General features: G+C 39.2%; 16 protein-coding genes. 7 read left to right on the forward strand and 9 right to left on the reverse strand.

Annotation, left to right across the window (positions count from 1 at the left end):
* The first annotated feature begins 15 nt into the window (after window positions 1-15).
* The 4 genes from ABD005_RS14520 to galE all read left to right on the forward strand — a co-directional run bounded on the left by ABD005_RS14520 (window position 16) and on the right by galE (window position 4,595).
* A complete protein-coding gene (locus ABD005_RS14520) occupies window positions 16-1,743 on the forward strand; it encodes an SLC13 family permease (RefSeq protein WP_343818323.1) in 1,728 nt (575 codons plus the stop codon).
* Between the two features lie 75 nt (window positions 1,744-1,818).
* Complete coding sequence (gene cysC, locus ABD005_RS14525; protein ID WP_252738753.1) at window positions 1,819-2,445, forward strand: adenylyl-sulfate kinase; 627 nt, start codon at window positions 1,819-1,821, stop codon at window positions 2,443-2,445.
* Between the two features lie 4 nt (window positions 2,446-2,449).
* A complete protein-coding gene (locus ABD005_RS14530) occupies window positions 2,450-3,442 on the forward strand; it encodes a DHH family phosphoesterase (protein ID WP_215978714.1) in 993 nt (330 codons plus the stop codon).
* A 142-nt stretch (window positions 3,443-3,584) separates the two neighbouring features.
* Complete coding sequence (galE, locus tag ABD005_RS14535; protein ID WP_343818326.1) at window positions 3,585-4,595, forward strand: UDP-glucose 4-epimerase GalE; 1,011 nt, start codon at window positions 3,585-3,587, stop codon at window positions 4,593-4,595.
* Window positions 4,596-4,715: 120 nt separating this feature from the next.
* On the opposite strand, the gene ABD005_RS14540 is transcribed toward galE, so the two are convergent.
* Window positions 4,716-5,939 carry an EAL and HDOD domain-containing protein gene (locus tag ABD005_RS14540; protein WP_343818328.1) on the reverse strand — a complete coding sequence of 408 codons (1,224 nt, stop codon included), beginning with the start codon at window positions 5,937-5,939 and terminating at the stop codon, window positions 4,716-4,718.
* Between the two features lie 247 nt (window positions 5,940-6,186).
* On the opposite strand from ABD005_RS14540, the gene putP reads away from it, so the two are divergent.
* Window positions 6,187-7,677 (forward strand): sodium/proline symporter PutP, encoded by a 1,491-nt coding sequence (gene putP / locus ABD005_RS14545; RefSeq protein ID WP_343818330.1) that lies wholly within the window; start codon window positions 6,187-6,189, stop codon window positions 7,675-7,677.
* 354 nt (window positions 7,678-8,031) lie between these two features.
* On the opposite strand, the gene ABD005_RS14550 is transcribed toward putP, so the two are convergent.
* The 8 genes from ABD005_RS14550 to ABD005_RS14585 form a co-directional block, all read right to left on the reverse strand.
* Window positions 8,032-8,757 (reverse strand): DUF3379 family protein, encoded by a 726-nt coding sequence (locus tag ABD005_RS14550; RefSeq protein WP_343818332.1) that lies wholly within the window; start codon window positions 8,755-8,757, stop codon window positions 8,032-8,034.
* Window positions 8,750-9,265, reverse strand: a complete 516-nt coding sequence (locus ABD005_RS14555) for a sigma-70 family RNA polymerase sigma factor (RefSeq protein WP_215978708.1) — start codon at window positions 9,263-9,265, stop codon at window positions 8,750-8,752. The genes ABD005_RS14550 and ABD005_RS14555 overlap by 8 nt, the downstream gene beginning before the upstream one ends.
* 278 nt (window positions 9,266-9,543) lie before the next feature.
* Window positions 9,544-11,313 carry a BatD family protein gene (locus ABD005_RS14560; protein WP_343818334.1) on the reverse strand — a complete coding sequence of 590 codons (1,770 nt, stop codon included), beginning with the start codon at window positions 11,311-11,313 and terminating at the stop codon, window positions 9,544-9,546.
* 47 nt (window positions 11,314-11,360) lie between these two features.
* A complete protein-coding gene (locus tag ABD005_RS14565; RefSeq protein ID WP_343818336.1) occupies window positions 11,361-13,502 on the reverse strand; it encodes a VWA domain-containing protein in 2,142 nt (713 codons plus the stop codon).
* A gap of 2 nt (window positions 13,503-13,504) precedes the next feature.
* Window positions 13,505-14,560, reverse strand: coding sequence for a vWA domain-containing protein (locus tag ABD005_RS14570; protein ID WP_343818337.1), 1,056 nt, complete (start codon window positions 14,558-14,560; stop codon window positions 13,505-13,507).
* Entirely contained in the window at window positions 14,557-15,105 is a 549-nt protein-coding gene (locus ABD005_RS14575) for a DUF4381 domain-containing protein (RefSeq protein ID WP_343818338.1), read from the reverse strand. The genes ABD005_RS14570 and ABD005_RS14575 overlap by 4 nt, the downstream gene beginning before the upstream one ends.
* A complete protein-coding gene (locus tag ABD005_RS14580) occupies window positions 15,105-16,115 on the reverse strand; it encodes a DUF58 domain-containing protein (protein ID WP_343818340.1) in 1,011 nt (336 codons plus the stop codon). The genes ABD005_RS14575 and ABD005_RS14580 overlap by 1 nt, the downstream gene beginning before the upstream one ends.
* Window positions 16,116-16,157: 42 nt before the next feature.
* Complete coding sequence (locus tag ABD005_RS14585) at window positions 16,158-17,132, reverse strand: AAA family ATPase (protein ID WP_215978702.1); 975 nt, start codon at window positions 17,130-17,132, stop codon at window positions 16,158-16,160.
* Window positions 17,133-17,441: 309 nt separating this feature from the next.
* Here ABD005_RS14585 and fadI point away from each other — a divergent pair, with 309 nt between their 5' ends.
* Window positions 17,442-18,749, forward strand: a complete 1,308-nt coding sequence (gene fadI / locus ABD005_RS14590; RefSeq protein ID WP_343818341.1) for an acetyl-CoA C-acyltransferase FadI — start codon at window positions 17,442-17,444, stop codon at window positions 18,747-18,749.
* Window positions 18,749-21,028 carry a fatty acid oxidation complex subunit alpha FadJ gene (gene fadJ, locus ABD005_RS14595; protein WP_343818342.1) on the forward strand — a complete coding sequence of 760 codons (2,280 nt, stop codon included), beginning with the start codon at window positions 18,749-18,751 and terminating at the stop codon, window positions 21,026-21,028. Before fadI ends, fadJ begins: the two co-directional genes overlap by 1 nt.
* The last annotated feature ends 300 nt before the right edge of the window (window positions 21,029-21,328 follow it).

The raw sequence follows: 21,328 nt of genomic DNA on the forward strand, positions 1-21,328 counted from the left end.
TTTTAAGGCAAGTTAATGACAATAGAGCAGTGGTTAATGATAGCGGTATTTATCGCGACCTTTGCCAGCTTAGTAAAGTATCAGCAAGTACCAGAGCGAGTATTCTCTGTGACGGTATTACTGTGCTTAGCGCTCTCTTTTGTAAGCGTTGACGATATTCTTGCCAATGCAGTTAACCCAGGTTTAGTAACGTTGGTGTTATTAGTTATTTGCTCCTTTGCGTTTGAGCGAACTAGTATATTACGGCGTTTGTCTGCGCGCGTATTTAACGGCTCAAAAATTAAATCTACATTAAGACTACTTGTTGGTACTGCATTTTCATCGGCATTAATGAGTAACACCGCTGTTGTGGCGACGTTAATTAGCACCATTAAAAATAATCAGCTGATTAACCCCGGAAAATTATTATTACCGCTTTCTTTTGCTGCCATTCTTGGTGGTACGTTAACCTTAGTTGGTACATCAACTAACCTGATTGTTAACAGTCTTTTAATCAAGCAAGGTTATGCTGGTTTTGGCTTTTTTGACTTCACCTTAATTGGCTTGGTCGCGTTTGTATTATGTTTAACGGTTATTATTATTCGTAGCCCTAGCTTGCCTGAAATGCAACAAGACACACATGAGTCTAATCAATACTTATTAGAGGCTGCGGTATCTAGCTCTTCAAGTTTAATTGGTAAGAGCATTGAAGAGAATGGCTTGAGAAACTTAGACTCACTGTTTTTAGTTGAAATTGTTCGTGCCGGGCGTTTAATATCGCCAGTGACACCCGATGAAAGTGTGCAAGCACGCGATAAGCTGATTTTCAGTGGTGATATTTCTAAAGTTTTAACGTTACAGCAGTTTGATGGTTTAACCTTATATGCTGAACAAGATGACTTGCTGCGCGATAACTTAACCGAAGTGTTAGTTAAAGCTGACTCGGCAATTGCAGGTAAAACGCTAAAAAAAGCAGGATTTAGAGCACGTTTCGATGCGGCGGTTGTCGCTGTTCGTCGTGAAGGTTGTGCATTATCAGGAAAGTTAGGCGATATTGTTTTGCAATCAGGCGACTTTCTTGTGTTAGCGGTTGGGCAAGATTTCTCAACTCGTACTAACTTATCGAAAAACTTTTATATTTTATCAGGGCACCAAGCCGACAATATGCTCAGTGGCTGGCGTGATCATATTACTGTTTGGGGCTTCATTGGTGCTATTTTAGTGTCAGTGCTTACACCCTTGCCATTATTAAGCTGTTTATTTGTTTATTTAGCGGTACTTATTTTTAGTGGTGCATTAACGGTAGATGAAATAAAGCGTCGCTTTCCTTTAGAAATATGGATGATAGTGCTAGGCGCGTTAACCTTAGCCACCTCTATTGAAAATACTGGTATCGCGACCATGCTTGCCGATAACATTGAAGGCTTTTTACATGGTCATAGTGTTTATTTAGCGTTTGTGGTTATTTTTGTTTTAACACTCGTTATGACCGAATTAATTACTAACAGTGCAGCAGCAGCACTGGCGTTTCCTATTGCTTATAATATTGCGTTGGGGTTAGGTGTAGATCCTATGCCGTTTGTGATGGCGGTAGCATTTGCAGCCAGTGGCAGTTTTATCAGTCCGTATGGTTATCAAACCAATGTAATGGTGTATAACGCGGGCAATTATCAGCTAAGTGATTTTATTCGCTTTGGTTTACCTATATCGATAATATACAGCGTTACAGTGATTTTAATGATCCCAATTGTTTTTCCATTTTAAGTAAAAATTAGCTTATTTAATCCTTCGATTTTTCAACGCTAATTTAATGAAACATAAAGAATAATGAGACCGATAATGAAAACAGAAAATACCGTTTGGCATGAACAGCATATTAGTAAAGAGCAACGTGCAGCATTAAAAAAGCAAACCCCCTGTTTGTTATGGTACACAGGTTTAAGTGGCTCAGGTAAGTCGACCGTGGCGAATGCGGTTGATGCATTATTGTTTAAGCTGGGCTGTCATAGTTATTTACTTGACGGTGATAATGTTCGTCATGGTTTAAATGGTGATTTAGGTTTTAGCGATGAAGAGCGCATTGAAAATATTCGTCGTATTTCTGAAGTTGCAAAGTTATTTATTGATGCAGGACTTATCGTTTCAACCGCATTTATTTCGCCTTTTGCCAGCGATAGAGCACTAGCTAAAGAGAAGTTAGCGTCAGGTGAGTTTATTGAAGTGTTTATTGATACCCCTATAAGTATCTGTGAGCAACGTGATCCTAAAGGTTTATATAAAAAAGCACGTGCTGGCGAAATTAAAGACTTTACTGGTATCGACTCAAGCTATGATGTACCTCAAGCACCACAAATTCACGTAAAAACGGCTGAACAATCTATTGAGCAGTGTGCACAGCAAATCGTTAACCATTTAATAGCGCAAGGTTTTATACCTGCAAGCTGTATAGAACAATTGGAAGGTTAATTAGATGCATTATGATGTTTTTAATGGTGATGCAGACGGTATTATCGCTTTATTACAGTTACGTTTAGCGCAGCCGAAAGAGTCAAAGTTAATCACAGGTGTTAAACGCGATATTAGCTTACTTAAACAAGTATGTGCTGTCTCTAAAGCAGATAAAGCAAGCTCTGTGACTGTGTTAGATATCTCGTTAGAAAAAAATATTGATGCATTAACCACTTTGCTTAATGATGGTGTTGAAGTGTTTTATGCTGATCATCATCGAACGGGTGATATTCCACAAGCAGCACTGTTTACGGGGCTTTTTGATACCGATGCCAATGTTTGTACAAGCTTAATTGTTAATCAGTACTTAGATAATCGCTACGTTTTTTGGGCCATAGCAGCCGCTTTTGGCGATAATATGCAGTCATCAGCTCGTACCTTAGCTAAAAAATACGGGTTAAGTGATGAAGAGCAATTACAGTTAAATGAGTTGGGGATTTACATTAACTACAATGGTTATGGTAGCTCAACCGATGATTTACATTTTCATCCAGCTAATTTGTTTAAAGCGTTACTAAAATACCCCAATCCTTTTGATTTAATTAATGAAAAAGGCTCGGTATTCTCACAATTGAAAAATGCTTATTTAGCGGATATGGCCAAGGCTAAGTCAGCTAAAGTAATTGTTGATGAACCTGCAGTTAAAGCAGTATTGCTTGACGATGAGCCATGGGCAAGACGGGTCAGTGGTGTTTTTGGTAATGAGCTGGCGAACCAATCACCGGGACGTGCACATGCGGTGTTAACGTTAAATAAGCCGTCATCAGAAAATCCGCTCAATGAAAAGAGCTACACCGTGAGTTTACGCGCGCCTTTAAATAACAAGCAGGGCGCAGGTGATGTTTGTGCTAAGTTCCCTACCGGTGGTGGTAGAGCGGCAGCAGCAGGAGTAAATGAGTTACCAGAAGCGCAACTTGAAGCTTTTATTGCCAGTGTGGCTGAGTACTATCAGTAACTCACATTAATAACATTACTAATAGTTAAGTATTGATAATAAATACTTAACGCAAAATAGGATTAATACAGCACGTTATGATTTACAATAGGGTAAGTGCATTATAAAGCGGCTCATAAGCTAGAGTGAAAAAGGGAATAACATGAGTTTATTAATTACCGGTGGTACTGGTTATATTGGTAGTCATACCGTTGTTGAGTTACTGCAACAGCAAACAGCACAAGATATTATTATTGTTGATAATTTATCTAATTCATCAACTAAAGTACTCGATAGAATTTCGGCAATTACAGATAAGTCTGTGACTTTTGTTGAAGGGGATATTTGCGATGAAGAAGCCATGGAAGCATTATTTACCCAATATACAGTTGATGCCGTTATTCATTTTGCCGGTTTAAAAGCGGTTGGTGAGTCGAGTGAAATCCCATTAGCGTATTATCAAAATAATGTAGCAGGCACCTTAACGCTATTGAAAGTTATGGCGAAGCATAAGGTGAAAAACCTTGTCTTTAGCTCGTCAGCAACGGTTTATGGTAATAATACCTCACCGCTTGATGAAAGCATGTCAACTTCTGCAACCAATCCTTATGGGCAAACCAAGTTAATGGTTGAAGAAATTCTTTTTGATTTGGCAAAAAGTGACAGCGACTGGTCTATTGCTTGTTTACGCTATTTTAATCCTATTGGTGCTCATGCATCAGGGTTAATTGGTGAAAACCCTAATGGTATTCCGAATAATTTATTACCTTATGTCGCGCAAGTTGCTGTAGGTAGGTTACCTGAATTACAAATTTTTGGTGACGATTATCCAACTAAAGATGGCACCGGCGTTAGAGATTATATTCATGTGGTTGATTTAGCACAGGGGCATGTCAAAGCGTTGTCGAACTTAGACAAAATTAATGGATGTCAGGCAATTAACTTAGGTACAGGTAACGGCACTTCAGTACTTGATATTGTGAATACCTTTGCACAAGTTAGTGGTCAAGAAATACCCTATAAAGTAGTGCCGCGCAGAGCAGGGGACTTAGCGACAGTTTTTGCTGATGCTAGCTTAGCCTCAACATTATTGAATTGGCAAGCCAAACTGGACTTAACGGCGATGATTTCCGATACATGGCGTTGGCAGTCTGAAAACCCTAATGGTTTTTAGCTTATGGTTTGATTAACGTTACTGTATTCATGTAAATGTGTAAATGCAAAGGTATGAATGCAAAAGCCCAACTGTTGTTGGGCTTTTTATTGTTACTGCGTAATTTAATTAGCCGTGACGTTACTCACTAATTGCTTGGGTTTGCTCATCAGCCCAAATTAGTGATTGATTATATAGCTCAATTACCTTGTCTTTATCTAAAGTTAATTTTTCAATAATATCATTAGTATTATCCCAGTTGGCGTGCTCAATACAGGCTACGAGTTTAATGACATCAGCCATTAAGCCTTCCTTGGTCAGTAGAGGCTCTTTAATATCTTGCGAAAGCGGAAGCTTTTCTAAAACAATTGACATTTCTTCATCTAAAATGGCATCAATCATTGATAATAAACCGGTTAGAAATGCAATAGATACATCAAACTTGCTAGGAAGCTCTTGTGCTACAAACTCACAAAATTTAGCGCGAGTCATCGCAAGATTAATTAACTCTGACGGCTTATCAGGGTTAGCGTTAACCGCAAACATTAAGCCAATAAAGCGTTTTAACTCTGCAGAGCCTAAAATAACTAAGGCTTGCTTTATTGTTGAAATTTCACTGCGACGCCTAAAAATAGCTGAATTAGCGTAACGCAATAGTTTATAAGACAGTGATACATCACGCTCAAATACACCGGTAATGTTGTTTAAATCAAGCTCTGTTTTTGATGTTTCGTATAGTAACTCAGCCATAGCCATTTGAGAGGGCGATAAGCTTTTTGTTTTCATCATTTCAGGCTTTGCAAAAAAATAGCCCTGAAAATACTCAAAACCTAGGTTGAGCATTTGGTTATACTCTTCGTAAGTTTCAACTTTCTCCGCTAATAACTTAATATGTGGAAAAGCACTAATAGCGCCTATAACTTGTTTTATTTCAGCTAAGTCACTTTGTTGTATATCAATTTTTATAATGCTGATGAATGGGTAAAAATGCGCCCAGACACTTTGATGCTCATAATCATCTAAGGCAAGGGTATAACCCTTTTGGTGAAGATCTTTACAAAGTGCCAGTAACCTTTTTCCTGGCTTTACTGTTTCAAGAATTTCTATTACCACTTCTTCAGTGGTGAGCATCTCAGGATACCCTTGACTTAGTGTTTCTAGTGTAAAATTAATAAAGGCGGGTTTATTACCCGTTAACTCACTGATCCCCATCGTAAATTGACTTGCTTCAATCATTTTACTAGTTGCTTCATCTCCATCAATATCGGGAAATACGTTATCTAAGCTGTCTCGGAAAAGGAGCTCATAAGCAAAGAGTTTTTTGTGCTTATCTAAAATGGGCTGTCTGGCGGCGTAAAAATGCATATTGTTTATAGGCTATGTTATTTTAAGGAGAGTATGATTATTAAATATATGGCAAAGTTACCAGCTTGTCATTTTATTTTGTACTTGTGTTCGTTTTCTTACAGCGACAAAACATCGATTTTCAAGCAGACCTATATTTTTACGGCTATTTTTGTTAGTTTAACGAATATTATTTTAAAATATATACAGTTAATTGTGTTTTGCTAAATTTTTAGCTGGTTATTGTTAACTCAGAAGAGGAAATACTTTGGAATTTGCCACGCTACTCTCACTATCACTTTACTTTATCGTTATGCTAGGTATTGGTTTATACGCCTATCGTAAGTCAACCAGCGATGTTTCAGGTTACATGTTAGGTGGGCGTAATTTATCGCCAGGGGTTGCAGCATTGTCAGCAGGTGCCTCGGATATGAGTGGTTGGATGCTGATGGGCTTACCTGGTGCCATGTATATTTCAGGGTTGAGTAGTTTATGGATAGCTGTTGGTTTAGTGATTGGTGCTTTTTTAAATTATCTCATTGTTGCGCCGCGTTTACGTACTTATACAGAAATAGCTAATGACTCGATAACCTTACCAGATTTTTTTGAAAACCGTTTTAATGACAAAGCACATTTGTTGCGCATTGTTTCTTCTGTCGTAATTGTTATTTTCTTTACCTTATATACCTCAAGTGGCATTGTTGCAGGCGGCAAACTATTTGAAAGCTCTTTTGGTTTAAATTACGAAGCAGGCTTGTATATTACCGCTGGTGTTGTTGTTGCTTATACCTTATTCGGCGGATTTTTAGCCGTAAGTTTAACCGACTTTGTGCAAGGCTGTATTATGTTTATTGCTTTGGTACTAGTACCTATTGTTGCTATTTCTGAGGTGGGTGGCGTTTCGGCAATGAATGAGATTGTCACTCAGCAAAATCCTGACTTATTAAATATGCTCAGTGGTGTTAGTGCCTTAGGCATTATTTCGGCGATGGCATGGGGCTTAGGCTATTTTGGGCAACCGCACATCATTGTTCGTTTCATGGCAATTCGCAGCGTTAAAGATATGCCAACAGCTCGTCGTATTGGTATGAGCTGGATGATCGTTGCAATTATTGGTGCGATGGCCACCGGATTTTCTGGTATTGCTTATGTAAATCAAACGGGTATGGCGTTAAAAGACCCGGAAACTATTTTTATCGTTTTATCGCAATTGTTGTTTAATCCATTAGTGGCAGGCTTTTTATTAGCGGCTATCTTAGCGGCTATTATGAGTACTATTTCATCACAATTATTGGTTACTTCAAGCTCATTAACCGGTGATTTTTATCAGATATTTTTAAATAGAGGCGCTAGCGAAAAACAGTTAGTGCGAGTTGGTCGTATCTCAGTGTTTTTAGTGGCTTTAGTGGCTATTTATTTAGCTTATGATCGCGATAGTAGTATTTTAAGCTTAGTGAGTAATGCTTGGGCTGGCTTCGGTGCTGCCTTTGGCCCAGTTGTTATTGCTTCTTTATACTGGAAAGAAACTACGCGTAATGGCGCTTTAGCAGGTATGATTGTTGGCGCAGTTACAGTACTCTTCTGGATTTATGCTCCTGTTACTGTTAATGGCCAGCCGTTAGGTGCACTGATGTATGAGATTGTACCTGGCTTTATCGCTTGTTCATTAACTATTTATTTTGTAAGTAAGTCTTCTGGAACAGTCGATGAAAGTATGCGCGTTAAATTTGATGAAATGCTAAGCCTTCATCAAAAGTAAATCATTGTATTGTATTTTGACTACACTTAGGTGGGCTTTGTTTAAACCAATCAAAGCCGCTTAGCTGCCTTTGGCATTATGATGAGTATTTTATTAAAGTTAAAATACTCATCATTTGTAGCTACCGCTTATTAGCGGTTAGTCAGCAAAGGTACTGACTTTAATGCTTACAAAAAACAAAAAAGCACCAATAAAGGTGCTTTAATTTTATTTATTGTTTTTTAGCGAACTATTTATTCAAGCATGAAGTAATGTTTTTACTCTTACCAAGTAATATTAAAACCTCAAAAAACAAAACGCTTTTGGCTGATGCTTAAAAGCGTTTTAGGGTTTAAGAACGTTATTTAGTTACGGTTATATCGTCCAATTAATATTTTTACTGAGTTTATCTTGCCATTGATTTAGCGATTCGCTTTTATCACCCACCACAATAACATTAGCTTGATTAAAAGCAGCAGACTCTCCAAAGAGGTGTTGGTCGCTAAATTTATCAATAAAGGTCATTTGATCATCTTTAGGTACAATGAACACGTTCACAGGGCTAGTCTTTCCTTGATAAACCAAATGTAGGCTCTTCATTCCACCAAAACGACAATAGTCGGCAAAAATCAGCTTGCCTAATACATCTGTGAAGTTACCGTTAAATGTTGCCATTTTACTATTTAATGACGCTAGCGAAATCAAACGACTATTTGCATTAGCCCCGTTATCGGCGAAATGCTCTGCTTCGTGATAAACGTGTGCTAAGGAGTAATCACCCAAGTTGTTGTAGGCACTATTAAATTGTAAGTAGTTAATAAATAACGCACCTAAAATAGCGACTGAAGCTGCCATTGCTAAATGTAGCCGCTTTTTACGTTTATGTTGCTGATGGGTTGCCAATGTTTGGCGTAATATCAATTTATTACATAAATCATCAGGTACAGGCACTTGTAATGCCTGCTTAATTTTTTCATCTAGCAGTGACATGTCATGTGCTATCTTTTGCCTATTTGGATCCTTATCCATTGCCGCGAGTAACTCTTCGTCTTGGCTTTTGGGATCACTGTAAATGGCGCGTCTGAATTGTAAGTCATCCATTATATAAACCTCGTTTTGCTGGCTCAGACTCTAAAATGTCTTTTAGTTGGTTACGTGCTCGAAATAGCCGAGTCATGACAGTATTTTTATTGAGATCTAACATCACCGCGATTTCTTCACCACTAAAGCCGCCAAGCACTTGTAATACCAACGGCTCAGAGTATTCATTAGGTAACTGAGCAATTTTATCTCTTAGCCAATGGCTTTCCATTGTTTGTTCATGTGAGGCTGATTGTGTGTCAGTGATAGTTGACTCTTCATACTCACTCATATCAAAACGCTTACGTTCAAAACGTCGAGCGTTTTCTCGTCTGAGGATTGTTATTAACCAAGACTTGGCCGCTTTTTCATCTTTTAAAGAGTCAAGAGCGCGCCACGCACGTAAAAATGTTTCTTGTACTAAGTCTTCTGCCACTTGCTTTTCATGGCATAGCCAATAGGCATAACGGTATAAATCCCCGTGTAGCGCTTTTACTAGCGCCTCATATCTAACTTGTTTTGTCATCATGAGTTAATAGACCTAAAAGGGGATAATTTACTTTCAAACTTTTTCAGACATTTCAGTTAAACAATATTTTTATTGTAGCTTTCACTGAAACTATAAAGAGCATAGTTTCAATAGTATTGGCGGGCAAGAATAGACGAGCATAGTATTCTGCTTTATTTATAATATTTGAGTTTAGGTAGAGAAAAGTGAGTGAGCTCAGGGGAGTTACAAGCCTCCTACTTATTATTTACAGAGTGGGAGGCTTTTAAACTTAAAACTTAAAACTTAAAACTTAAAACTTAAGGATTAAGTTGCCATTTTGGGCTGTTTTTGTCGCTGTTTGGCTTTTGATTTATTTGTGTAATTACCGCTAATAAAGCGCTGCCATGCCATGATGGCGCACCATTTTCGGCACTTTTTCCGTATAAATGCTGCTGCAAATCATTAAGGGCTGTGGCAAATGCTTGCTCATTAATAAGCGTTGGAACTTCGGCAATATTAGTCACCAATTTATTCTCGTTGTTACTATCTTTTGAGATGATGATGTCGCTCTCAATAAGTTGATTTATCCAAGGAATAATTAAGCTAAGTGCTGTGGAGGCGTCATTTTTCTTACAAGCATTAACTAATTGCTGGTAAGCATTGCCAGTGCTTAAGCTTGTCGGTTTATTCGTTACTTGGCGTTTGGGAGCTGTGCTATATTGTCGTTTTAAATAGATAACATGGACTAACCATAAGATTAGGGTTAATAGCCATAACCCCAAAAACAACCACTGCATAGTGTTATCTGACGTTGCAACAACCGTGGTAGCAGAGCCTTGATCGTTATTTTGAGCACTCTGACTTGGCTGAATAGTGTTTAAGCCGTTGTTTTGCTGATTAGTTTGAGCACTATTTTGATTGTGAGCTAAATTATTCGCTAATGTATTTTCACCGGCAACTACCGTAATCTCTTTTGCTGGTAATGTGGCTTGTTCTGTTCTATTGGTAACGGTATTAAACCAAGTCACCGTTAACTCGGGTAGGGTGAATGTACCTGCTTGACTTGGAACTATGGCAAAATTTTGAACTTTTTGGCTCACCAAGCGATCCGTTGTCATGTTGGTGTGAAGCTGTGCTTGATCTGGGTATACCTTAAAACCTTTACTATGTTCCATTACTATTTCAGGTAGTTGTGCTTTTGAAAGCCCTGCTGCTGTTAAGGTAATTGTTCGAGTAATAGGCTCTCCAACTGTAAACTCACCTTCATTGGCAGGCCATTCTTGATGTAAGGTTAATATTTCAGTAGGCAACCAAGGTGTGTTTGGTGGATAGCTCAGCGGAATAGGGAGCACTTTAATACTTTGTGGCTCACCAACCACGCTAACGGGTTTGGTTTCGGCAAAACTTAAGAAGCTAGAGCGCCCACGGCTGGCGACCATAATATCCCCTGAAAAAACTGGGGCATCAATAGTAAACTCACCACTTTCTTGTGGGGTGATTGCGTAGGTTTGTTCAATAACGCGATAACGCTTACCATTAATAATTGTACTGGTTTGTTGATCCTGTCCTATTTTTTCAATTGCAGCGCCAGGGAATGATGGTTCACTTAAATTACCACTTTTAAGCTCTACGGCAAAATGTAGCTTTAAAGTTAAGGTGAAAAGTTGCTGAACATAGGTTTGGCTGCTCGACAGTGTAGAGGTGACAAAAATATCTTGTTGATCAGCATCTTTATCACTTTTTTCCAGTACGACTAAACTAATGGGAGCCGTTTTTTGACTGTTAATCGTTAATGCTGGAATAGTGTGTTTACCTGTTCGTCTCGCAATAAGCACGATTTGCCACTGCGAGGTTAACGTTGTTTTAAAGTTGATGCTACTTGAGTAAGACCTAAATGATGTTCTACCAACAATAAAGTCAGCTAACAAAGGTGAAGTATCAAGTGCGCGTTGATCAACGTCATCATCTGCAATAACGGTAAGTACAATAGACTCATTAACCATCACCGGATTTTTATCAACCGACGCAGTTACTTGTGAAAGCGCGTAGCTTGGCAAGCACAGGAAAAAACTACTCAATAAGCTCATGGTGAGGGCTGCTTTTACCAATGACCCTTTAAGCGATGACAATATTTTTACCACTTTTTATTTACTCCTTTAGCCTTACTATCATGTCGGCGTTTTTGGTACTCTAACCGCATTTTGTTGCGTAATAATAAATAAGGATCGTCGGTGACTTTATTTATTGTTTGTTGATATTTTTGGTTTTCTTCTTGCGCTTTTTTATCGCTTGCTTGTTGCGCAGGTGTTTTTTCACCGTCTTTATCTTCTTCGCCATCTACTGCTTGAGCTGCTTTTTCTTCGGCTGATTTGTCTTGCTGTTCTTTATCTTGCTCAGCTTGTGCGCTATCACTTTTTTTATCGTTAGCATCATCATTTTGCTCACCGTTTTGTTGTTGCTCTTGCTGCTCACTTTGTGATGACTGTTGCTCAGAGCTTTGTTGTTCATCACTCTGCTGCTCTTTATTTTGCTGATCTTGACCTTGCTGTTTATCACCCTTTTGTTGATCTTGCTCGTTCTCGTTTTTGTCGCCGTTTTGTTGATCAGACTGTTGCTGCTGTTGCTGTTTTTCTTGAGCGGCTTTGGCTTGTTTAACTGTTTCTAGGTTTTTTTTGGCGTCTGCTAAATCCGGGTCTTGCTTGAGTGCCTGTTGGTAGCGCTCAATTGCTTCATCATATTGTTGCATTTGTGCAAGGGAGTTCCCTTGGTTATAGAGCCCATTAGCACTATTGTCTTGCTCAAAAGCCTTTAATGCTTGCGGATAATTTCCGGCTTTGTAATGTGCGCTACCTTGCCATTGAGGGTGCTCAAATTGCTCAGCAGCATTATTGTATTGCTGTTGGTTAAATTGCTGCTGCGCTTGTTGGTCTTTAGTTTTCCATAAATTTTGCCAAATACTGGGCTTTTGCTGCGATTGTGGCTGTGTTAGCGCATTGCTAGTATCAGTGTTGTTGACTGTGCTATTTACAGTACTATTCACACTACTATTCTCTGTATTACTAGACTCTGCTTGGTTTGCATAGCTAGGTACTGGGGCACCACTAAGTAAGATAAGTAAAGATAATGGCGCGATAAAACCGAGTGATAATACGCCAGCACCACGTCTAAAATAAGTTAGAAGTAACGGCAGAGCAATCAGTAATAACCAAGGGCCTGCTTCTTGGTATTTATCACCTTGCATATTTTGTTCTTCATTGGCTGTATTGTTCTCGTTTGAGGTGCTATTGCTTTCTTTTTGATTATTTAAATTGCTGTGTAAATGCTGAGTCAGTGTTTTTATATCTGCATCATTACTGGTGATAGTGCTGTAGTAGCCGTTGCCTCGTTGTGCTAAACCTGCCAGTTTACTGCTGGGTAGTTTAGGTATGACAATGGCACCGCTATTATCTTTTAATAACTCACCTGTACTAAGTTTTATTGGTGCACCGTCAGTGGTTCCAACACCTAATATATTTAAACGATGGCCGTATTCGTTAGACCACGCATAAATATCAGCTAATTCTGTGTTATCAATATCATCGGTAAACCAATAAATATCGCCTTGAACATGCCCCGAATTTTTTAGGGTTTGATGAGCTAATGTTAAAGCGGCTAAGGCATTAGCGCCAAGAGTTGGCATAATATCAGGTGATAAAGATGGTAGTAAAAGCTCAATGTTTTTAATATCTTGAGTGAGTGGACTAATAGTGAAAGCATCACCAGCATAAGCAATTAAGCCAATTTCACCTTCGTTAATTGCCGTTAACAAGTCATTCGCTTTATAACGAGCACGAGTTAGCCGGTTAGGTTTTATGTCGGTAGCATACATAGAATAAGACATATCCATTATTAATACCGAACCACGTTCTACTTGATAAACTGGCTGTGGTAACTTCTGCCATGCTGGGCCCGCAAGCGCAATAATAACTAAGCTGCCAATAATGAATGGTTTACACCAAAAGCAAGCGCTTTTATTGACGCTGCTTTGTTGACTGACCTTTGGTTGAGCTGATTTACTTTCATTTGCTAACAGTACTTTCGTTAAATGTTGCGGGAGAAAGTGTTGCCAAGGAGACTGAAAAACACGAGCTTTTTTAAGTAAGTACAAGACTAAAAAAAGTGCAAAAAAAGCAAGTAACCACCAAGGTCTGATAAAGTGAAAATGACTAAGTATTTCATTATTCAACATATCACTATTGATAAGTTGAGAAATAAAAGATGTATTTGGCAAGGACATAATTAGTGCTGACCTTTTGTTGTTGTAGAATTAACGCTATTGTGCTGATGGGTAAGCTGCTTACGGATAAAGAGTAATGACAGTAGGCTAAAATTCATACTCACTAAATATAAAAAAGCGAGTAATGCTGCAATGGCTAATGGCCAATAAAATAAAGCGCTAAGAGGGCGCATTTGTTGCTGGTCTTGCTCTATTGGTTCAAGTGAGTCGAGTAGCGCATAAATATCACTCATGCTTTGGCTATCTCGTGCTCTAAAATATTGACCGCCTGTTTGTTCAGCAATTTGGGTCAAACTGGTTTCATCTAAATCACTTGATGGGTTGATGCGCTGAGCGCCCCAAAGAGATTGTTGCATCATGACATCAGCACCAATACCTATAGTATAAATAGTGATCCCTTTGTTTACGGCTAAGGCTAGCGCTTCTTCAGGAGAGATTTTTCCTGAAGTATTTTGTCCATCGGTTAAGAGAAGCAATACTTTATTTGACTCTTTTTTGGCATCAAAACGTTTTACCGCAAGTCCTATCGCATCACCAATAGCCGTTTTTCTGCCTACTAAACCTAGCTCACTTTCATGAAGCATTTGTTTAACGGTTTTTCTGTCAAAGGTCATTGGTGTTTGCATGTAAGCATCGTCAGCAAAAAGGATTAAACCAAGGCGGTCACCAACGCGACGCTCAATAAAGTCACCTAGAACCACTTTTAACATTTGTAGGCGATTAACATTACGGCCATTAAGGTTCATATCTTCAATGTCCATACTGCCAGATAAGTCGACAGCTAACATCATTTCACGACCTTGTGTCGGAATATCAACCGGCTCACCTAACCATTGCGGTTGTGCAAGTGCGGTTATAAAAAATAACCAACATAAAGAAAGTACAACTAAAGGTGACTTTTTTTGCTTATCACTTTGTTCAACACTGCTGGTGGTTTGGATTAATAACGGTACTTTTAGCGCGTTATTTTTAGGGGCTCTTTTTTTAGCCGGTAACCAATAAATAATAATAGGTAAAGGTATTAAGGCTAATAACCAAGGCCAAGCAAAACTGATCATGGTTTATTTTCCTCAAGTTGTGTTGTATTGATGATATTTAGAGCTTTTATTGGTAGCGCATTTTGTAACCACAGTTTTACTGCGGCTTTACAGTGCTTATCAATACGTTCTTGATTGTTACTGTTGGCACAATCACTTGGTTGATATTGCACCTCAAAAGCGGGTGTTGATAACGCTATAAACTGACTATGATATTTTGACGGTAATTGTGCGACTAAAAAATGTTGAAAGTTATAACCATAAAGCTTGGCAACATCAGCTCTATTAGCGTATTGCATAACGGCCCATTTGAGTAAGTTAAGGCTTTCATTAGCGTTAATGTTTTTATGGGTGTTAAGTTGTTGCAAAGCATGATTTTTTGCGGCATTCAAACGTTTGTTCTGCCGATAATACTTAGCAAATAACAACAGTGAAATAATAATGATGATTGCTAGTAACCACCAACCAAAAGCGATAGGTAGATTACTAATTTGCTCAGGCAAATGAATATCGTTTAAAGGTAATGTTGGCGGTTGCTGTGGCCCAAGGGCTTGATTTGTTGTCATTATAAAAGCGCTCCAGCATTTTTTAGTTGCTGTTCAAGGGTTTGTCCTGCGCTAAATTCAATAATACGAGCGCCAGTTTCTTGTAAACGCTGTCGCTTTTGAGTGTGCATTAGGCTTGCCTGTTGTTGGTAACTTATCTCGGTGTTTTTATGGCCCAAGGTCAATTGTTGCTTATCAATGCCATCCGTTAACGTTACGGTTAATTTTCGGGTACTGACGGGGAGGGTAAACTCAAGCGAGTCGTTAATTAAACAAACGACTAATTCACAGTGTTGGCTTATTTGTGCTAAATGACGCAATGCATGTTGTTGATTATCATCGTAATTAATAAATGCTTGCCCGTCGGTAATTAAATACACTAATGAGCCTGGTTTAGCGAGGTGGCGTAAACGAGCACAATGTGAATCAAAATCTTCAGGGTGCTGTTCAGTATTATTAGGTTTTGCTAATAACGTTAAGGCATGTAGGTAATGTAATACCCCAGCTTTGCGGCTACGGGGCTTTAACTCAACATGTTTATCATTATTAAACACTAAACCGCCAAGTCGATCGCCGCGGCTTTTCGCATGCCAAGCCACTAACGAGGCTAAATGTGCGGCTTGAACCGATTTAAATAACAGCTGACTGCCAAAATGCATACTGGTACTTAAATCGGTTGCGATTAGTACAGGGCGCTCTATTTCTTCACGAAATAGTTTAGTGTGAGTAGTACCTGTTCTAGCAGTAACTCGCCAATCAATCGCGCGGATATCGTCACCGGTTTGATAATGGCGCACTTCATCAAACTCCATACCGCGACCTTTACTGCGCGATAAGTAATTACCTGACTGCTTTCCTTGAACATTTTTTCGAGCAACTAAGTTAATTAATGCACATTTATTTTGATAACGCATTAACTCTGTTAGTGATAACTCAACCCCATTACTGGCAATACTTGCCAGTAATGATTCGCACGAATGTTCTACAGAGTTATCAGTACCTTGATTTTTTTCTTTACGGGCAAACCACATAAAATTACTCATTCATTAAGAAAAACACGTTGCACGAGTTAATTAGGCTACTGCCACTAATGTGAGTAAATGATCAAGCACCTGATTGGCGGTAATACCTTCGGCTTCAGCTTGGTAACTCAGTAATATTCTATGGCGTAAAACATTATGAAATACTGCTTGAATATCTTCAGGGCTAACAAAGTCACGGTTATGTAACCAAGCGCGAGCGCGAGCACAGCGGTCAAGCGCAATGGTTGCTCGAGGGCTGGCCCCAAACGCTAACCAAGCCTTAAGTTGTTCATCGTATTTTTCAGGTTGGCGTGTCGCAATAATTAAATCGACTAAGTACTTTTCTAATGCTGGCGCCATATGAATTTGTAAAACTTGCTCGCGAGCCGAAAAAATTTCAGCTTGGCTAAGTACGCGTAAATCAGCTTTTGACTTTTCAGTAGCATGACTTGAGGTTAGTGCCTCACCACGATTTAGCTTTAATATTTCAAGCTCGCTTTGTGCGTCAGGGTAATCAATTTCAATGTGCATTAAAAAGCGATCAAGTTGTGCCTCGGGTAGTGGATAAGTCCCTTCTTGTTCAATAGGGTTTTGCGTTGCCATCACCAAAAAAAGCTCAGGTAAGTCGTAGGTTTTTCTACCGACGGTAATTTGTCCTTCTGCCATGGCCTCTAATAAAGCCGACTGCACTTTGGCTGGTGCACGGTTAATTTCATCGGCAAGTACTAAGTTTTGAAATAAAGGACCTTCTTGGAAAACAAAAGTACCGTCTTCTGGACGATAAATATCAGTACCTGTTAAATCTGCAGGAAGTAAATCGGGGGTAAACTGAATACGGTGAAAGTCGGCCTCTAAACCGTTAGCTAACGCATTAACGGCACGGGTTTTAGCTAAGCCTGGAGGACCTTCAACAATTAAGTGCCCATTCGCTAACAATGCAATAAGTAGGTTTTCAACAAGAGATTCTTGACCAATAATTTGTGAAGACAAGTGCTTTTTTAGAGTAGAAAAATGTTCAATAGCCATGGCGGTTTCTTTTAAATTTCTTATAGTTAGTTAAGCGATAACGGATGTTAAGGTTTATTTACTATTTTATATAGGGCTATTGCTAAATAAAACAAGAGATTCGTAACAAAATTTTAAATTGCTTTAGGTAAAGCTGCATTACCTAAGCTTTGAGGTAAATAACCTAGGATTGGCATAGTTAACCCTACGATATCGCTTTAAGTAAAAATAAGCTTTTTTGATGAAATTTTTGCTTAGTTGATTAAAATCAATTAACTTAGAGGTCTGACCTCTATCTCTCTAGCTTAAAAAGCACTATTGGAGTAATAAATGACAACAAAAAAATTAATAACCTCAAGTGGTGAACGTATCGCCATTGTTGCGGGGCTACGAACCCCCTTTGCTAAGCAAGCAACAGCCTTTCATGGTGTGCCTGCGGTAGATTTAGGTAAAATGGTCGTTAATGAACTTTTGCAAAAACATGATGTTGATCCCGCTATTGTTGACCAACTTGTCTTTGGACAAGTAGTACAAATGCCCGAAGCGCCAAATATTGCACGTGAAATTGTGCTCGGTACGGGTATGAAAGTACAAACCGATGCTTATAGTGTTTCTCGTGCTTGTGCGACTAGCTTTCAATCAACAGTTAATGTTGCTGAGTCTATTATGGCTGGCACGGTTGATGTGGGTATTGCAGGTGGCGCAGATTCTTCATCGGTTGCACCTATTGGCGTTTCTAAAAACCTTGCACGTGCCTTAGTTGACTTAACTAAAACGAAAACACTCGGCCAAAAGCTGGCGGTCATTCGACGATTAGGCTTTAAAGATTTGCTACCAGTATCACCTGCGGTTGCTGAGTACTCAACAGGAATATCGATGGGGCAAACAGCCGAGCAAATGGCAAAAACCTATCAAATATCACGACAAGATCAAGATGCATTAGCGCATCGCTCTCATACCTTAGCAAGTCAAAGTTGGCAAAACGGTTTATTAGATGGCGAAGTAATGAGCGCACATGCTGAGCCTTACAAAGGTTTTATTGAGAAAGATAATTGTATTCGTGATAATTCAGTGCTTGAAAGTTATGCGAAATTACGCCCAGTATTTGACCGTAAACACGGTACAGTTACCGCAGCGACGAGTACGCCATTAACAGATGGTGGTGCCGCCATATTATTAATGAGAGAAGGGCGAGCTAAAGAGCTTGGCTACCAGCCATTAGGCTATATTCGCAGTTATGCTTTTTCAGCTATTGATGTTTGGCAGGATATGCTCATGGGACCAAGTTATGCGACTCCACTTGCGCTACAACGCGCAGGAATGGAGCTTGCTGATTTAGACCTAATTGAAATGCATGAAGCTTTTGCCGCTCAAGCGTTAGCTAATATGAAAATGTTCGCCAGTAATAAGTTTGCCAAAGAGCAGCTTGGGCGCTCAAAAGCCATTGGCGATATTGACATGGATAAATTTAATGTCATGGGGGGCTCACTTGCTTATGGCCACCCGTTTGCGGCAACAGGCGCTCGTTTAATAACACAAACATTAAATGAATTGAAACGCAGAGGCGGCGGTGTTGGTTTAACAACAGCTTGTGCAGCAGGTGGTTTAGGTGCAGCTATGATAGTGGAGACAGACTAATGAGTAACGACAAGGTAGAAAACAGCAAGGTAAAAGACTGTGCTGACAAAGACGGCGCTGTTGATAATCAAGCAGCAGAAAGTCACACAGCAACTCACGCTGAAAGCCCGATCAGTGCCTTTTCACTCGTAAAACATGATAATGGTATTGCCCATTTAGTGATGGATGTTGCCGATGAAAGTATGAATACGCTAAAAGCGGAATTTGCTGAGCAAATAACGCAGGTGCTTGCTCAAATTAAAGCCGACACCAGCATTATTGGTATTGTGTTATGTAGTGGTAAGCCTGACTCTTTTGTTGCTGGCGCAGATATTAACATGCTAAATGCTTGTCAAACTAAAGAAGAAGTGGTCGCGTTATCACGTCAAGGGCAAATGATTTTTGCTCAGCTTGAACAATTAACAATACCTATTGTTGCTGCGATTAATGGTCCTTGTTTGGGGGGCGGTCTAGAATTAGCAATGGCGTGTCACGGCCGTATTTGTAGTGACAATGCTAAAACAGCATTAGGCTTACCTGAAGTACAATTAGGGCTATTACCCGGTAGTGGTGGCACTCAGCGTTTACCTAAGTTAGTTGGGCTACAGAAGTCTCTTGATATGATGCTAACGGGTAAGCAGTTGCGTGCTAAACAAGCACTAAAATCAGGCTTAGTCGATGATGTTGTACCTAACAGTATTCTTATTAGCGCGGCAGAAAATTTAGTACTCTCATTTAGCACTAAAGGTAAGCATTACCATAAATCACAGCGAAAAATTGGCTTAGTTGAAAAGCTACTTGCCAATAAAGCAGGTCGAAATATTGTTTATCAACAGGCTGAAAAAAGTGTGTTGTCAAAAACCCAAGGTAATTATCCTGCCCCATTAAAAATCATTGATTGTGTTCGTACTGGACTTGAAGCCTCATCAACCCAAGGCTACCAAGTTGAAGCTGAGCATTTTGCTGATTTAGTTATGAGCAGTGAATCGCAACAGTTACGCCATTTATTTTTTGCTACCACTGAAATGAAAAAAGAGCAGGGCGTAGCCGATGTTAAAGCTGAAGCTATTTTAAAGGCTGGCGTGTTAGGTGGTGGTTTAATGGGAGGCGGTATTGCTTTTGTTACGGCGACCAAAGCCAATGTACCAGTGCGCATTAAAGATATTAATCATAAAGGTATTAATTCTGCTTTAAAGTACAGCTACGATTTATTGAATAAAAAAGTAAAGCGCCGCTTTATTTTGAAAAGTGAAATGCAAAAACAGCTCGCGATGATCACGGGTACTGTTAATTTTACTGGCTTTAAATCGGTTGATATTGTGGTTGAAGCGGTATTTGAAGATTTAGCGCTTAAACAAGAGATGGTAGTTGCTGTTGAGGAGCACACTCAAGAGCAGACTATTTTTGCGAGTAATACTTCAAGCTTACCTATTCATAAAATTGCTGCTCAGGCTAAACGACCAGAAAATGTTATTGGTTTGCACTACTTTTCGCCGGTTGACAAAATGCCTTTAGTGGAAATAATTCCACATGAAAACACCTCAGACAAAACCATTTCAACCACAGTAGCTTTTGCTAAAAAACAAGGCAAAACGCCTATTGTTGTTAAAGATAAAGCGGGCTTTTATGTTAATCGAATTTTAGCGCCTTATATGAATGAAGCCGCTATTTTGTTGCTTGCGGGCGAGCCTATCGACAAAATAGATAACGCCTTAGTGAAGTTTGGTTTCCCCGTTGGTCCAATGCAGTTACTTGATGAAGTAGGTATTGATGTTGGTGCTAAAATAGGTCCTATTTTACAAGCAGATTTAGGTGAACGTTTTGCCGCACCAGCGGCTTTTGACAAGTTAATTGATGATGGTCGTTTAGGAAAAAAAGTGAATAAAGGCTTATACCTTTATAAACAACCTAAAAAAGGGCTGGTTGCTAAATTAACAGGGTTAATCAAACCATTACCAAGTAAACCAGTAGATGAGAGTATTTACCTATTATTAGGCATTACTCCTAAAGGTAAGCTAAGTGCTGAAACTATTGCTAAACGGTGTCTTTATATGATGCTTAATGAAGCAGCACGCTGTGTTGATGAAGGTATTGTGCGAAATGCTCGAGATGGTGATATTGGCGCTATTTTTGGTATCGGCTTCCCGCCATTTTTAGGTGGTCCACTGCGTTATATTGATAGTGTTGGGGCTAAATCTGTTGTTGCCCAACTAAGTCAATGGGCGGAGCAATATGGTGAGCGTTATAGCCCTTGTCAGGCTTTAATAACCATGGCTGAGAATGATCAGAGTTATTACTAAATAACCTGAGCTTGGCTTAACAAATTGTTAAATATCTCTAAAACCGAATTCAGATTAAATAGAGTAAACTAGCCGAGCTAGGTAGTAAGGCATTAAGCGTCAACTTTATGTGGTTTAATGTTTTATTGTTACTAAGTAGTTAATGTGATGTTAGGAAGTTGTTTTCCTATTGGTGGCAATATATTGACAGAGAAGAGGGCAAGCTATTGCCCTTTTTTATTCATACGTTATTCATAAGTTACTCTTAACTTATGAATAACGTATGTTTAACATATGCTCAATGTTTGATTGGTTTATAGT

It is taken from the genome of Colwellia asteriadis, assembly GCF_039523295.1.
Classification (GTDB): domain Bacteria; phylum Pseudomonadota; class Gammaproteobacteria; order Enterobacterales; family Alteromonadaceae; genus Colwellia; species Colwellia asteriadis.

Bases quoted from the DNA above. Each gene is read 5' to 3' on its own strand.
- ABD005_RS14530 (WP_215978714.1), top strand. From the start codon at position 2,450: ATGCATTATGATGTTTTTAATGGTGATGCAGACGGTATTATCGCTTTA.
- ABD005_RS14520 (WP_343818323.1), top strand. From the start codon at position 16: ATGACAATAGAGCAGTGGTTAATGATAGCGGTATTTATCGCGACCTTT.
- fadJ (WP_343818342.1), top strand. From the start codon at position 18,749: ATGAGTAACGACAAGGTAGAAAACAGCAAGGTAAAAGACTGTGCTGAC.
- ABD005_RS14550 (WP_343818332.1), bottom strand. From the start codon at position 8,757: ATGGATGACTTACAATTCAGACGCGCCATTTACAGTGATCCCAAAAGC.
- ABD005_RS14540 (WP_343818328.1), bottom strand. From the start codon at position 5,939: ATGCATTTTTACGCCGCCAGACAGCCCATTTTAGATAAGCACAAAAAA.
- fadI (WP_343818341.1), top strand. From the start codon at position 17,442: ATGACAACAAAAAAATTAATAACCTCAAGTGGTGAACGTATCGCCATT.
- ABD005_RS14580 (WP_343818340.1), bottom strand. From the start codon at position 16,115: ATGTGGTTTGCCCGTAAAGAAAAAAATCAAGGTACTGATAACTCTGTA.
- ABD005_RS14585 (WP_215978702.1), bottom strand. From the start codon at position 17,132: ATGGCTATTGAACATTTTTCTACTCTAAAAAAGCACTTGTCTTCACAA.
- ABD005_RS14555 (WP_215978708.1), bottom strand. From the start codon at position 9,265: ATGATGACAAAACAAGTTAGATATGAGGCGCTAGTAAAAGCGCTACAC.
- ABD005_RS14570 (WP_343818337.1), bottom strand. From the start codon at position 14,560: ATGATCAGTTTTGCTTGGCCTTGGTTATTAGCCTTAATACCTTTACCT.
- ABD005_RS14575 (WP_343818338.1), bottom strand. From the start codon at position 15,105: ATGACAACAAATCAAGCCCTTGGGCCACAGCAACCGCCAACATTACCT.
- ABD005_RS14565 (WP_343818336.1), bottom strand. From the start codon at position 13,502: ATGTCCTTGCCAAATACATCTTTTATTTCTCAACTTATCAATAGTGAT.
- ABD005_RS14560 (WP_343818334.1), bottom strand. From the start codon at position 11,313: ATGAGCTTATTGAGTAGTTTTTTCCTGTGCTTGCCAAGCTACGCGCTT.
- cysC (WP_252738753.1), top strand. From the start codon at position 1,819: ATGAAAACAGAAAATACCGTTTGGCATGAACAGCATATTAGTAAAGAG.
- galE (WP_343818326.1), top strand. From the start codon at position 3,585: ATGAGTTTATTAATTACCGGTGGTACTGGTTATATTGGTAGTCATACC.